The sequence below is a fragment of the Streptococcus hyovaginalis DSM 12219 genome, from assembly GCF_000420785.1.
In the GTDB taxonomy this organism is placed as follows: domain Bacteria; phylum Bacillota; class Bacilli; order Lactobacillales; family Streptococcaceae; genus Streptococcus; species Streptococcus hyovaginalis.
This window is the reverse complement of record NZ_ATVP01000011.1, coordinates 13,520-26,581: the sequence shown is the minus strand read 5'-3', so window position 1 is coordinate 26,581 and position 13,062 is coordinate 13,520. Positions and strand designations below refer to the sequence as shown.

Annotated in this window: 15 protein-coding genes and 1 pseudogene; 3 read left to right on the top strand and 13 right to left on the bottom strand. The window is 40.7% G+C overall.

Annotated elements, in window-relative coordinates; translation table 11 throughout:
- Positions 1–191: 191 nt before the first annotated feature.
- From G574_RS0108120 to G574_RS0108080, 9 genes and pseudogenes are all read right to left on the bottom strand, one after another.
- Positions 192–1,490, bottom strand: coding sequence for an ABC transporter substrate-binding protein (locus G574_RS0108120; RefSeq protein WP_029691768.1), 1,299 nt, complete (start codon positions 1,488–1,490; stop codon positions 192–194).
- Positions 1,483–2,163: pseudogene (locus G574_RS10935) on the bottom strand (response regulator). The gene G574_RS0108120 and the pseudogene G574_RS10935 overlap by 8 nt, the downstream one beginning before the upstream one ends.
- A gap of 16 nt (positions 2,164–2,179) precedes the next feature.
- The gene (locus tag G574_RS0108110) at positions 2,180–3,484 is read right to left on the bottom strand and encodes a sensor histidine kinase (protein ID WP_029691767.1); all 1,305 of its coding nucleotides are present in this window, start codon (positions 3,482–3,484) and stop codon (positions 2,180–2,182) included.
- Entirely contained in the window at positions 3,484–4,449 is a 966-nt protein-coding gene (locus tag G574_RS0108105) for a substrate-binding domain-containing protein (protein ID WP_029691766.1), read from the bottom strand. Before G574_RS0108105 ends, G574_RS0108110 begins: the two co-directional genes overlap by 1 nt.
- Positions 4,450–4,518: 69 nt before the next feature.
- Positions 4,519–5,322: a Cof-type HAD-IIB family hydrolase gene (locus G574_RS0108100; protein ID WP_029691765.1), complete on the bottom strand. Its 804-nt coding sequence runs from the start codon at positions 5,320–5,322 to the stop codon at positions 4,519–4,521.
- 135 nt (positions 5,323–5,457) lie between these two features.
- A complete protein-coding gene (locus tag G574_RS0108095) occupies positions 5,458–5,850 on the bottom strand; it encodes a single-stranded DNA-binding protein (RefSeq protein ID WP_029691764.1) in 393 nt (130 codons plus the stop codon).
- A 110-nt stretch (positions 5,851–5,960) separates the two neighbouring features.
- Complete coding sequence (gene ytpR / locus G574_RS0108090; RefSeq protein WP_029691763.1) at positions 5,961–6,587, bottom strand: YtpR family tRNA-binding protein; 627 nt, start codon at positions 6,585–6,587, stop codon at positions 5,961–5,963.
- A 5-nt stretch (positions 6,588–6,592) separates the two neighbouring features.
- Positions 6,593–6,907, bottom strand: a complete 315-nt coding sequence (locus tag G574_RS0108085; protein ID WP_029691762.1) for a thioredoxin family protein — start codon at positions 6,905–6,907, stop codon at positions 6,593–6,595.
- Positions 6,904–7,260, bottom strand: a complete 357-nt coding sequence (locus tag G574_RS0108080; protein WP_084677591.1) for a DUF4651 domain-containing protein — start codon at positions 7,258–7,260, stop codon at positions 6,904–6,906. The genes G574_RS0108085 and G574_RS0108080 overlap by 4 nt, the downstream gene beginning before the upstream one ends.
- 116 nt (positions 7,261–7,376) lie before the next feature.
- Here G574_RS0108080 and G574_RS0108075 point away from each other — a divergent pair, with 116 nt between their 5' ends.
- From G574_RS0108075 to proC, 3 genes are all read left to right on the top strand, one after another.
- A complete protein-coding gene (locus G574_RS0108075; RefSeq protein WP_029691760.1) occupies positions 7,377–7,577 on the top strand; it encodes a cold-shock protein in 201 nt (66 codons plus the stop codon).
- 144 nt (positions 7,578–7,721) lie between these two features.
- On the top strand, positions 7,722–8,786 hold the full coding sequence (gene pepA, locus G574_RS0108070; protein WP_029691759.1) for a glutamyl aminopeptidase: 1,065 nt from the start codon (positions 7,722–7,724) through the stop codon (positions 8,784–8,786).
- A gap of 42 nt (positions 8,787–8,828) precedes the next feature.
- Positions 8,829–9,614 carry a pyrroline-5-carboxylate reductase gene (gene proC, locus G574_RS0108065; protein WP_029691758.1) on the top strand — a complete coding sequence of 262 codons (786 nt, stop codon included), beginning with the start codon at positions 8,829–8,831 and terminating at the stop codon, positions 9,612–9,614.
- Positions 9,615–10,105: 491 nt separating this feature from the next.
- Here proC and G574_RS0108060 read toward each other — a convergent pair whose 3' ends face one another.
- From G574_RS0108060 to G574_RS0108045, 4 genes are all read right to left on the bottom strand, one after another.
- Positions 10,106–10,774: a CPBP family intramembrane glutamic endopeptidase gene (locus tag G574_RS0108060; protein ID WP_029691757.1), complete on the bottom strand. Its 669-nt coding sequence runs from the start codon at positions 10,772–10,774 to the stop codon at positions 10,106–10,108.
- 33 nt (positions 10,775–10,807) lie between these two features.
- Complete coding sequence (locus tag G574_RS0108055; RefSeq protein WP_029691756.1) at positions 10,808–11,260, bottom strand: hypothetical protein; 453 nt, start codon at positions 11,258–11,260, stop codon at positions 10,808–10,810.
- 12 nt (positions 11,261–11,272) lie between these two features.
- Positions 11,273–11,470, bottom strand: a complete 198-nt coding sequence (locus tag G574_RS0108050) for a helix-turn-helix transcriptional regulator (RefSeq protein WP_029691755.1) — start codon at positions 11,468–11,470, stop codon at positions 11,273–11,275.
- Positions 11,471–11,860: 390 nt separating this feature from the next.
- Positions 11,861–13,051 carry an acetate kinase gene (locus G574_RS0108045; RefSeq protein ID WP_029691753.1) on the bottom strand — a complete coding sequence of 397 codons (1,191 nt, stop codon included), beginning with the start codon at positions 13,049–13,051 and terminating at the stop codon, positions 11,861–11,863.
- Positions 13,052–13,062: the final 11 nt, after the last annotated feature.

The window sequence follows — 13,062 nt, the reverse complement described above, 5'->3', positions numbered from 1 at the left end:
CATATTTATATATGGAAAGATGTCATCAGAAAAAATGACATTTGTCATATCCGCCATTGAAACATTAAAAAGAGGTTAGGCACATAGCCCAACCTCAAACTCTTTGTTAAGTAAAATTTCATCGCCTATTAGAAAAGACTACTAGGTACTTATGTTCTACTACTTGGTAGCAGAACACGAGCTAACAATACTCAGCGCAGACTCTGTGCTAGTTTCTTTTCAATCATTGCAAGATCTGTTTCAATCGTGCCATTTTTAAGAGATTGGTTAATTAAGTAGTCTGTCTCCTCATAAACCGCATTAAACTGTTTAAATTTCGGCAAATTAAAGCCATCTCGTAAGGTGTGATCCAGCATCGGAGCCGTTAAAGAATCACTTCCAAAAGTATCTTCCTGTAGTAATTGTTGCGTTTCTTGTGAAGTCATAACTGTTTTTAAAACAGAAGCTCCTTGAGACTGTTTGACCAATGCTTGCTGAGAGTCATTATCATAAGTCAATAATCGCAACAATTCCCAGGCCAATGCCGCTTTTTTCGTACGATCTGATATAGCAAAGAGCGATGTCTCAACTTGCGTCGCCTGTGATTCTGCTCTTGCACTTGGCATTGGGACACAAGTCCACTCGAAAGTTGTGTATTTGGCGATATGGTAAGGATAAGGCTTATAGGTCCGGTATTCCGCTAAGGTCATGGGTCTAAAGACAACCTTTCCTTGGTCAAAATCCTGAGCTGATACCTCATAATTGCCAGATAAGGAAGTCAAATTCATCATCAGAATCATGGCGTTCTTAGTAGCAGTGGTATTGAGATGTACCTGATCTCCATTAGCATTAAAAATCGGATTCCCATAGGCAGCCATAGCATTTTGCCACTCATAGTCGACAAGGCCAAACTGATCTAATTGCCCATCGCCATCAACATCTTTGGTAACTGCCTTAGCCATCTTGTAAAAATCTGTAACACTCCAATCGGACTCTGGAATACTAAACCCCGACTTTTCTAACAGATCCTTATTAATACACATCATGATCGGATTGCTCTCAAAAGGCAGAGCATACTGGTCACCATGATAATTACCCGCTTGATAGGACACCTTATAAAAACGATCATCGTCAAAGTTCTTGCTAACAAATGGTTTTAGGTTTTTTAAGGAGCCAAGAGAAGCCAGTAAGTTAAAATCCTTATCTGGAACCATAAAAAGATCTGGCTCCTCTCCTTTGGCCATCTTTTCAGCTAACCAATCCGAACAATCAGACTGACGAATGCCACTCTCATAGACAACATCAACGCCAGGATGGTCTTTCTCAAAACGGTCAATAATGTCATCCAAGACACGATTGTCTTGTCCCTGTGGGACATCCCAACTAGACCCCTCGTGAATACCTAAATAAAGTTTGACCTCTTTGGGACGACTAAACCAATAAAGAATAGCAGAAAGAAAGCTGATCAAAACGACAAGCAAAGCAATCTTAAAAGATTTTTTCTTAACCATCATCTCTCCCAAAGTCTTTCGTCGTCACACCCGTCTGAACTGACCAAATCGCCAGCTGTGTACGATCTCTTAAATTTAATTTTGACAAGACGTTAGACAGGTAATTTCTCACCGTGCCTTCAGATAAAAATAACTTTTGGGAAATTTCCTTATTAGACAAACCAAAACCCACCTGTTGGATGATTCACCACTCTGCTTTGGACAAATGAGAAATCTCTGTCTCGTCAACTGTAATGGTGGTTTCTTGTTGAGGAATTTGCGAGAAAGCTTTAAAGACTTTAGTAGCAATATCCGGATTAATCATAGCACCGCCATTATAAACTGTCTGAATGGCATGGTAGAGTTCGTCCATCGAAACACCTTTCAAAAGATAGCCCGAGGCGCCATATTTCAATGCCGAAAAAATAAACTCATCATCATCAAATGTTGTTAATATGATGATCTTGACCTTAGGGTAACGTTGCTTAACCTCTTTGGTACAGACCACACCATCCATTCTAGGCATCCGAATATCCATCAAGATCACGTCCGGAACAGCCTTTTCCAGAGCCGATAAAACTGAAAAACCATCTTCGACAGAGGCTAAAACATTAATATCATCATGTGCTGACAAAACGATGGACAGGGACTCTCGAATCAATTCTTGATCATCTGCTATCATTACATTTATCATCTAACTGCTCCTTGTTTTATCCTTTGGGGAGATGAATTTGGGTAGTAAATCCATGTTCGCCATTAAAGTTTGCTGAACCACCAATAATGGCTAGACGTTCTCGCATTTGCATAAGGCCATAACCAAAAGTGATCTCTTCTGCACCGACACCGTTATCTTGTATGGTCATCATGTAGTCATCTGCTTCATACAAGTGAATATCTACCTGACTAGCATGACCATGACGGACCGAATTCGTTATGGACTCTTGTACGATCCGGAAAATCACATCCTCAGCTGCAACACTGAGGTCAATGGTCTCCCATTCATAGGAAAAATGAATCGTAATCTGCGAAATCTCTTGGTATTCCTTGATAATTTTGCAAAGAGCATCTTTCAAGGTTCTGCCTTCTAGAGCATCCGGTCGGAGCTTGTTCAAGGACCGCCTAACATCAACAATGCCTGCTCGCACAACTTCAGAAACACTCCCTAGTTGCTCCTTAGCCTTTTGAGGATTAATATCAACTAAGACACGAACAGCATCTATTCCAGCAGAAATACCCGTTAAAGCATGGCCTAAAGTATCATGGATTTCCCTCGAGATACGCTTTCGTTCTCTATCTTCTGTAATTTTCTCCGTCAAAGCAATATAGCTATTTAATTCTGCATTGACTTGAGACACCATGCGTACCTCTTCTTCGAGATGGTGTTTTTCCGTGATGGCATACATGATATAAGAAATCAATGACACAATAAAAACAATCAAATTCAGAGAATTCAGTAAGTTTTTGATAACAATCAGCGAAATACGCCAGTAAAAAGGCAAAAAACTAAGGTAAGTATCAACCGCTGGCAAAGGCATAATTGATGAAATAACATTGACATCCGTCAGCAAAAGCAGACCAAAACTAAGAAAAAGAAAGACCAGCCAATAGCGTTTATCCAGCAAGGTATAGAGGTCCTTGGAATGATAGAAGACATCCGCAAAAACCAACAGGAGAAAACCATTATAAGAAAAGTGTAAACTGATTAATAATCCAATGGTAGTCAGTAACTCAAAAACAACCCACTTGTCCCAAAATTCACTCAATTTTTGAGATTTCAAATAATCACGATAGCAAATCACTCCCATTAAGGTAAAAAAGAAGGTCACAGAGCTGATAAAAATGAAACTCGGCTTGTAGGGAACCGCCGTCAACTTCTCGAGAAGCGCATGACTATCACCGCTGTTGCTGATTAACTGTGTCGAAAAAAGATAAACAGAGGCATAGAAAATAACAGCTAAAAAATTAATTCCCATAAGCAGATATTTGCTAAACTGTACTAATTTCAATCGTTTCACTATTGCCACCCCTTGAGATCATAACGGTCTATGTTTTTTTGGGTAATCAACTCCACCGGTACCACCACCTTAGAAGGGACAGCTTTCCCTTTAGCAGCTCTAAGAGATAGGCGAGCTGCTTGGTGCCCCATAGTGATCGGAGACTGAGCCACCGTTGCTGCCACCGAATCAGTGGTATCTAACAGACTTTTCATATCAGGAGACCCATCAATACCGTAGACTAAAACCGACTCTTTAACATCATGTTTATCCAAAGCCGCTACAGCTCCAATCGCTGCCAGATCATTGAGAGCCATGACCACGTCAAAGGGCTGAGAGTCATTCAAAAAACTCTCCACAGCTGGCATAGCTACCTCTGTTTGACCAAGACTCTCTTCTCGTCCAACAATATGGTAATGAGCATACTTAGAAATCCTATCAACAAAACCTTGAATGCGCTGATTCCCTGAAACGGCATCACGATGCTCCAATAAAAGGATATTAGCATTGTCACGCTTGGACAGAAGATTCTCTGCAAGGAGCACACCAGCTTGGTAATTATCCGAAACAATGGTTGACGTTGTCTTAACACTACTAGAAAGTTGACTGTCTACGACAATGACCTTTATCCCAGATTTCTCTGCCTTTTTCACCATCCGATGTGTCGCTGGATCATCGCTTTTGACCGGATTTAAGATGATCACATCCATACTATGATCGATGAAGTATTGGATTTGTTCTACTTGCTTTTGACTATTCAAAGCAGGATCTCGCGTATAAACGGTTCCCCCTTTTTCAGTAATCACTTTTTCAATTTCAGCATTGATAATCTGGTAAAAGGGATTATTCATGGTCATATAAGTTGTCCCCACTTTCAAACGACTATCCATGACCTTATCTATCTTTTGATTCACATAAACAACCGTGGTTAAAACCAGAACCATCAAGGTTAACAAAAACCCTAAAATCGTTTTAATTGAGCGCATACTTCTCCGATCATTGTCCTACGATAGCATTTGTGACGATTATATCATTTTTATCACTCCGTCAAAAGCCTATTTTTGTGAAAACAGTAACCCCTCTAGGACCTCTGCAATCCCATCGCTATTATTATCCAAGGTTACCTTGCCTATTTTTTGGCGAACTGCTTCAGGGCCATTAGCCATCACATAGCCTTGGCCAACAGTTTCTAACATGTCCAGATCATTGTAGTTATCCCCAAAAGCAAGGGTCTCTGTCACATCGATTCCATAATAATCAAGCAACCGCAGAATCGCACTCCCCTTTTGGATTCCTGAAGCCATGATTTCTAAATAATAGGAGTAAGACTTGGCAATAGATAGTTCTGGATAAGCTTCTTTTAAAATTGCCTCCACAGTTAAAATCTCCTCAGGATCACCCATCAATAATAACTTATGAATCTCAGACAGTTCTGAGATCTTTGTGATATCAGCCTCTTGTGAAGCGATAGCTACAACTTCTTCCTCACGTTTGATCCATTTGTTTTCCCGATTTTGAGATAGCCACTCTTCACCACTGTATACATTCCATGCAACCTTTGGATGCTTGTTTTCTAAATAACGGCAAATCGCTACTCCAACTGCCACAGGCATGGGCGAGGAGTTGATTTTATGACCATTTTCATCTTGAATAAAGGCTCCATTGTAAGAAATAATTGGTGTTTTGGGCAAAAAATCCGCAATAATAGGTTTAATCGCCTCAGGCATTCTAGCCGAAACAGGCACAAACAGAATTCCCTCATCTACCGCTACCGACAAAACCTTTCGCGTCCGAGGCGTCACCTCTAACTCATCGTTAATTAAGGTGCCATCAACATCACTAAAAATAACACTAACCATGCAGAACCTCCTTTAGAGGAGGATACCATTTTTTTGTAAGGGCTTACTAGTGATATTTGTCATAAAAAAAGACCGCACGAACATGCGATCATTGCTTCCGAGTTAAGAAATGAGGTTGTGGAAGCCACTAGGATATTAGAAAGGCAGATCTTCTTCCAAAACAAGATCAGCCAAATCAGCTGCCACATTGTTTTCGCGCATGGCACGCTGAGCACGACTTTCTAAGAGTTGGAAAGAATGCCCAATAACTTCCGTCACATAGTGCTTTTGCCCATCTTTTTCATAAGAGCGTGTCCGTAGCTCACCATCCAATGAGATCAAACTTCCCTTGGTGCCATAAGAGGCTAACGTTTCTGCCAAACGGCCCCAGAAGACCACATTGATAAAATCTGCTTCACGTTCACCATCTTTAGACTTAAAACGACGATTAACAGCCAGAGTCACACGCGCCACAGACTTATCATTAGAGGTCTTCACCATTTCAGGCGTAGCCACCAAGCGACCAATCAAAATAGTTTTATTATACATAAGATTTCCTCCTAACTATCTATTCGAAAAACATTTGAAAGAATGGAGGAGAAATAAAAAAATACTGTCGGAAATGATCCAACAGTATTCTACTTTATACACTATATCCTCTATCTCCCCCAATGCTTGGCAACATCAAGCGCTTCGCCGACCACGGCGCTATCATCTAGTTCAATGATGCCACGGACTTGCGGTGCATTTGGTAGCGACAACTCACGTGGACTACACATCATTCCGAAGCTATCTTCCCCTCGTAATTTACCTGGAAAAATAAGACTACCACTCGGCATCATAGCACCAGGAAGAGCGACAATCGTTTTGAGACCAACAGCTGCATTGGGCGCACCAGCCACAATTTGAACCGTCTTATCGTCAGCCACTTGAACCTGGCAAATATTGAGGTGATCACTGTCTGGATGAGCAACCATTTCAAGGATTTGCCCGACAACAAACTTAGGCGCGTTGTCTACGATAAGTTCCTCTGAAAATCCTTCCTTAGCTAACTCAGAGTTCAAAACAGCTACCTGCTCCTCAGTCAAAAAGACCTGACCATTTCCATCAAGGTTAACCAGGCTAGAGACTTCAAAAACATTCCAAGCAACAGTCTCACCAGAGGCTTCAAGGAAAACACGCGCAATCTTCCCGCGACGCTCAACAGCAACCTTTTGCCCCTTATCTTCCTTAACAATAACCATGAGCACATCACCGACGTATTCCTTGTTATAGGTATAAATCATTTTTATTATAATCCTTTCAAAAATGTAGTGATTTCTTCTTTAGTCTTACGATTTTTATCCACAAAACGACCAATTTCCTGACCATTTTCTATCACAATCAGACTGGGAATCCCAAAAATATCCCATTTTTGCGCTAAATCCATAAAGTCATCACGATCTATTTGTAAGAAATGAAACTCTGAATTTTCAGCCTCAATTGCTTCTAGGAGTGGATAGAGGTATTGACAATCTCCACACCAATCGGCGGTAAACAGTAAAACCGTTTTTTGACCTAAAGAAATCGCCTCATGAATATCTTCGTAATCTCTCGCCTTCCTCATACCACAACCTCCTGCGCAATAATGTCGCCTTGATCATAAACAAAATCAAATTGACGTCCATCCGTTAGAGCTACCCCACCAGAAAATTCGTGGTCACCTTCAAATTCATTGATATAAACCACTTGAATATCGCCAAATTGGCTAAAATAAGCCCTAATATCTGCCATGCGACGAGCTTTCTTTACTTCACCAATCTGATAAGCGGCCTGAGCAGCTAGGGCTGTGAGTCCCAGACCAAGTAAGGCTCCAGCCAAAATGCTTAATTTTTTCTTATTCATACGCACTATTTTACCATAAGAAAACGGCACCAAGGCAGTTTTTATCATTATTTTTAGAATAGTGATGTTTACCATTGACTTTTCTACTTATAAAGGTTATGATGGATAAGTAATTAAATGTCAGAGTTATCATGTTTCACATTGTCATCTCCTTTTATTTACGCATCATAAGAGGAAGGAAGTAACTCATTATGGCACAAGGTACTGTAAAATGGTTTAATGCTGAAAAAGGTTTTGGTTTCATCTCAACTGAAGAAGGTCAAGACGTTTTCGCACACTTTTCACAAATCCAATCTGATGGTTTTAAATCACTTGAAGATGGACAAAAAGTTTCATTTGATGTTGAAGAAGGTCAACGTGGCCCTCAAGCAGCAAACATCGTTAAACTTTAATAAAAGATAAATGGTCTGAGATAAATTATCTCAGGCTTTTTTCGTCTTAAAAAGAAGCAAGATCTAATAGCTCGCGACTTCCTTTTTCATTTCTGACCAAAAGTGGTAAAATGCTAATATTAAGATTCATCATAGGAGGCGTAAATGACTGATCTATTTAAGAAAATCAAAGAAGTAACCGAACTAAAGGGGACATCTGGTTTTGAACAACCTGTCCGCGACTACCTTCGCGAGAAAATCACTCCCTTGGTTGATGAAGTTGAGACTGACGGACTTGGCGGTATCTTTGGTATCCGCCATCATGAGGATAGCAAGGCTCCACGCATTATGGTGGCAGGTCACATGGACGAAGTTGGCTTCATGATTAAAGAGATCAAAGAAGATGGTACTTTCCGAGTGGTGGAACTAGGTGGCTGGAATCCCTTAGTGGTCAGCTCACAACGCTTCACATTACACACACCAAACGGCCACGTTTATCCTGTTATTTCGGGATCTGTGCCACCACATTTTCTACGCGGAAGCAATGGTAATAACCTGCCCCAAATCAGTGATATCGTCTTTGATGCAGGCTTTACAAGTAAGACAGAAGCGGAAAATTTTGGTGTCTTCCCCGGTTCAGTCATCATTCCTGAATCTGAAGCTGTCCTAACAGCTAACCAAAAGCACGTTATCAGCAAGGCCTGGGATAATCGCTACAGCATTCTCATGATTCCTGAAATGCTTGAAGCTGTAAAAGACGAAACGCTTGGACATACCCTAATCGCTGGCGCTAACGTTCAAGAAGAAGTTGGACTACGCGGTGCTCATGTATCCACAACCAAGTTCGACCCAGAACTCTTCTTTGCTGTTGACTGCTCACCTGCTGGCGACATTTATGGTAGTCCTGGAAAACTTGGCGATGGTACTTTGATTCGTTTCTATGACCCAGGCCATATCATGCTTCCAAACATGAGAGACTTCCTCTTAACAACTGCCGAAGAAGCAGGCATTAAATACCAATACTACCCATCCGCAGGTGGTACTGACGCTGGTGCTGCTCACCTTAAAAATGAAGGTATTCCTTCAACAACTATCGGTGTTTGTGCCCGTTACATCCACTCACACCAAACCCTATACGCTATGGATGACTTTATCGAAGCGCAAAACTTCCTCCAAGCTATTGTGAAGCGTCTTGACCGTTCCACAGTTGATTTGATCAAAAAATATTAGAAAGGGCTGCATGAGCTAAATAGCCATTCAGTAAAACTTACTATGAACATTGGATTTATCGGTGTCGGAAAAATGGCTTCTGCCATCATCACAGGACTGAAACAAACAGAGCACCAAATCATCATTTCAGGTTCTTCTCCTGCACGCTCACAAGAAATTGCTAGGCAGCTTGGTCTCAAAGCTGCGCAATCGCATCAAGACCTCATTAACCAAGCTGACTTGATTATTTTAGGCATTAAGCCTCAAATGTTTAATCTTGTACTGTCGCCATTAACATTCAAACAGCCCATTATCTCCATGGCTGCAGGGGTCACACTCGATACCTTAGGAGAACTCACTGACGACTCCCTTCCTCTCATCCGCATCATGCCCAATATGAATGCCCAGATCCTCCAAAGCAGCACTGGAATCTGTTACAATTCACAAGTCAATGACGAATTAAAAACCTTGGCACGAGAAATCACTGATAGTTTTGGGACGACTTTTGAATTGGATGAAAAAGATTTTGATACTTTCACAGCCCTTGCTGGATCAAGTCCTGCTTATATCTACCTCTTTATCGAAGCCATGGCCAAGGCCGGCGTCAAAAATGGACTGACCAAGGCACAATCTCTAGAGATTGTGACACAGACCCTTATGGCTAGTACTCAAAATCTCCTGGCATCTGAAGACAGTCCTCATGACCTGATTGACAAGATTTGTAGTCCAGGAGGAACAACTATCGCAGGACTTTTAGACTTGGAAAAAACAGGCTTAACAGCTAGTGTCGTCTCAGCCATTGACACGACCATTACCAAAGCCAAACAAATGGCAACTCAAAAGAAATAAAATAGAATCCTAATATGGGAACGGGATCTACTCGACTAATGAAAGAAAGAGTTCGTCAACAAGTCTTTACTTCTTGTTGTTGAGCTAAAACTGTCTGAGAGACAGTTTTATATTGGAAATACAGAGAACGCAGTTCTCATCAAAACAGGCTCTTCCCAAACCGTTTTAGTCCACCCCACATAGTTCCCACAGTCTGAGAAGAGACTGTGGAAAGTGGGAGATAAGGCGAACTTTGTTCGTGTCATTCGTTAAGCCTGGTCTGGAGCGTAAAATGCGAATTGCTGAGGCTTGCTAGGCAGCCTTTATTTCCAACTTAAAAAAGTTCACTGAACCTTTTTAACCAATCAACCACTGCGTTAATGTGTTTTGCTAATCAAAAAGCGAGAGGTTAGACTCTATACCCAACTTCCTCTCAAAAAGCTCGTTCTTGAACAAAATAAAAAAGACATAAAAGCAAAGAAGCTGAAGGCATATATCTCCAGCTTCTTTTCTTATGTCAACAAAATCATACTGATGAAGGCGATCAAATTATTAAAAGCATGAAAGCCGATGGCATATTTAATGTCCTTAGTAGACCAGTACACATATGCCAAGGCAATCGACATGAGCCCATAAGCAATGGCACTTCCAAAATTTGTTGGTGTATGAACTAAAGCAAAAATCACAGATCCTGCAATCAAGCCAAGCCATTCTTTTTGTGGAAAGAGATGTTTGGCCGCAAATCCTCTAAAGATAATTTCCTCAGTAACGGGGGCCACAAGTACCACCATAACAAAGAAGAGTGGGAGAGGGACCATTTGCATCAAATCGTTCAAACTCGCCTGATTCACCGTATCGGTCTGTCCTTCAAGTTCAAGAACCCAGGTCGATAAAAGATTCCCCAGGACAATGATCAGGTAGGCAAGGATAACGGTTAGCCAAGTAGACTGTCTTCTCCGACCAAAAAGCGGTGTGAAAATATCTCGTTTTTGGGCAATTTCAACCACTAAAGCTCCAATAGCTAAAAAGATAAAGGTAAGACCTGCAGTCTGAACCAGTCCGAACTGACTTTTTTCCAAGACCTGATTATAGCCCAGAACGCCTCCCATAAATAAGCTTGGTATCTGGGTCAAGAAGAATAGCCCCACCATCAAAAGCAAGGTCTTAAAAAATTGTTTCATGAAAACTCCTCAAATTAAACTAGAACTATTTTATCATAAAAAACGGTTCAGTAGAGCCTTCATCCCTATCAAACAGATTAAACAAAAATAGATGAGACCTACTAACAATAACCGGTAAGGAATTATCAGTCCAAAGAAACCATCTAAAAGAACAAGAAGACACATAACCATAAGCAAAAAGACTAAGGTCCAAGTCGTTGTCAGCTTGTTAATAAGTTGATTGCGCTCATCATAGGCACTGATATAAGCTTGGTGTAGCTTCTTAGGATCTTTTTGAGTAGCGTAGCTTGCCCCAGCAAAAATAAACAGACCAAAAGCCAGTCCTACCATCATTCCCAGCTGATAATCTGACATCTCAAGGATAGGTAAAAGAGCCAATAAGCAAAGACCACCGATAAAACCGAACCCTGTCTGCTTCCTTAGCAGCTTAGCATAAGCCTCTTCCGTTTTCTTTTTCCCCATAAATTTTAAAGCTTTTTCTAACATAAACTTCTCCTCCTACTTCTCATCAAAAATAAAAACTTCTTCAATACTTAATCCAAAATACTTGGCTAATTTATAAGCCAGTTCTAGCGAAGCATTATAACGTCCTTTTTCTAAGGAAATAATGGTCTGCCGCGTGACATCCATGGCTTCAGCCAAGTCTGCCTGACTCAGCCGTCGTTCCTTTCGCAATTCCTGAATCCGTGTTTTCATCTTAATCCTTTCTAAAAATAGCAACCACTATTGTTCACGCTTCAATCGATAAAACAGATAACAAGCTTTGACAAAACAAGCAAAACTAACCGCTAGAAACATCGTGAATACAAGTTTACTAGTTCTGACAGATTCACTTGATAAAGCAATTAACAAAGACTATAGACCTAATAATAGATTCCTAAAAACGACTCTCTTCAACACCTGGTCTTTGGCTTCTTTTTGTAATCTCATATACACACCCACCTATAGCCATTTAAATATTCATTTTGTATAGTATGCTTTACATTTATAGTATAGTAAACTTTACTTTTTATGTCAAGCAAACTTTACAAAAATAGCACAAAAAACACAGCGACCGCAATCGCTGTGTTCTATCTTTATTATGATTTATTTTTTCAAACGCTCTACATCGCGCGCAATCATCAACTCTTCGTCCGTTGGGATGACCAAGACTTTGACTTTAGATTCTGGAGTAGTGATGTCACCAAAGTAGCCAAAGACATTTTTCTCTGAATCAACGTCAATACCAAACCATGTCAATCCTGCAAGAACATCTTGACGCATGAGGTAGGCATTTTCACCCATACCAGCTGTAAAGATAATAGCATCAACACCATTCAAGACAGCCATATATTGACCGATGAATTTTTTAATACGGTCGATAAACATGTTGTAAGCTAGAACAGCACCGGGATTTTTATCTTGTAAACCAGCTTCAATATCACGCATATCACTGGATATTTCAGAAACCCCTGCAAGACCTGATTGCTTGTTAAGCATATTGACAACTGCTGCAGCATCCTTTAAATCATCTGCATGTTCAACCAAATAAGGGATAATAGCTGGGTCAATGTCCCCAGAACGCGTTCCCATCATTGGACCTGCAAGTGGTGTGAATCCCATAGAGGTATCAACAGATTGGCCATGGTAGTTAGCCGTGATAGAAACCCCATTACCAATGTGAGCTGTAATCAATTTCAACTCATTAAGCGGACGGTCAAGCGCTTTAGCCGCTTCTTGAGCGACATATTGGTGGCTAGTACCATGCGCACCGTATTTACGAACTTGCAAATCAGTGTAATATTTACGTGGAATTGGATATAAATACGTTGGCTCTGACATGGTTGAATGGAAAGCTGTATCAAAGACAGCTACAGATGTAATATCCGGCAAAATTTCTTTAAAGGCACGGATACCAGCAGCATTAGCTGGATTGTGAAGGGGAGCCAAAGCTGATAATTCTTCAATTTGTGCCAGAACCTTATCATCGATAAGGGTTGATTCTTTGAAAATTTCGCCACCAGCTACAACACGGTGACCAACACCTGTGATTTCGTCAAATGAAGCAATAATCCCAAAATCAATCAAATTGTTGAGGAGTATTTTAACCGCTTCAACGTGGTCTGTAATATCACGAACATCGACTTCTTTTTTACCATCAAATTTAACGGTAGAAACAGAATCTTTCAAACCAATTCGTTCGATAATACCAGCTGCAAGTACTTCTTCCTCTGGCATTTTGTAAAGTTGCCATTTTAGACTTGAACTACCAGCGTTAATTGCAATTGTTTTAGACATAAGTCGCTCCT

Bases quoted from the DNA above. Each gene is read 5' to 3' on its own strand.
- G574_RS0108120 (WP_029691768.1), bottom strand. From the start codon at position 1,490: ATGGTTAAGAAAAAATCTTTTAAGATTGCTTTGCTTGTCGTTTTGATC.
- G574_RS0108105 (WP_029691766.1), bottom strand. From the start codon at position 4,449: ATGCGCTCAATTAAAACGATTTTAGGGTTTTTGTTAACCTTGATGGTT.
- G574_RS0108100 (WP_029691765.1), bottom strand. From the start codon at position 5,322: ATGGTTAGTGTTATTTTTAGTGATGTTGATGGCACCTTAATTAACGAT.
- G574_RS0108095 (WP_029691764.1), bottom strand. From the start codon at position 5,850: ATGTATAATAAAACTATTTTGATTGGTCGCTTGGTGGCTACGCCTGAA.
- ytpR (WP_029691763.1), bottom strand. From the start codon at position 6,587: ATGATTTATACCTATAACAAGGAATACGTCGGTGATGTGCTCATGGTT.
- G574_RS0108085 (WP_029691762.1), bottom strand. From the start codon at position 6,907: ATGAGGAAGGCGAGAGATTACGAAGATATTCATGAGGCGATTTCTTTA.
- G574_RS0108080 (WP_084677591.1), bottom strand. From the start codon at position 7,260: ATGGTAAACATCACTATTCTAAAAATAATGATAAAAACTGCCTTGGTG.
- G574_RS0108075 (WP_029691760.1), top strand. From the start codon at position 7,377: ATGGCACAAGGTACTGTAAAATGGTTTAATGCTGAAAAAGGTTTTGGT.
- pepA (WP_029691759.1), top strand. From the start codon at position 7,722: ATGACTGATCTATTTAAGAAAATCAAAGAAGTAACCGAACTAAAGGGG.
- proC (WP_029691758.1), top strand. From the start codon at position 8,829: ATGAACATTGGATTTATCGGTGTCGGAAAAATGGCTTCTGCCATCATC.
- G574_RS0108060 (WP_029691757.1), bottom strand. From the start codon at position 10,774: ATGAAACAATTTTTTAAGACCTTGCTTTTGATGGTGGGGCTATTCTTC.
- G574_RS0108055 (WP_029691756.1), bottom strand. From the start codon at position 11,260: ATGTTAGAAAAAGCTTTAAAATTTATGGGGAAAAAGAAAACGGAAGAG.
- G574_RS0108050 (WP_029691755.1), bottom strand. From the start codon at position 11,470: ATGAAAACACGGATTCAGGAATTGCGAAAGGAACGACGGCTGAGTCAG.
- G574_RS0108045 (WP_029691753.1), bottom strand. From the start codon at position 13,051: ATGTCTAAAACAATTGCAATTAACGCTGGTAGTTCAAGTCTAAAATGG.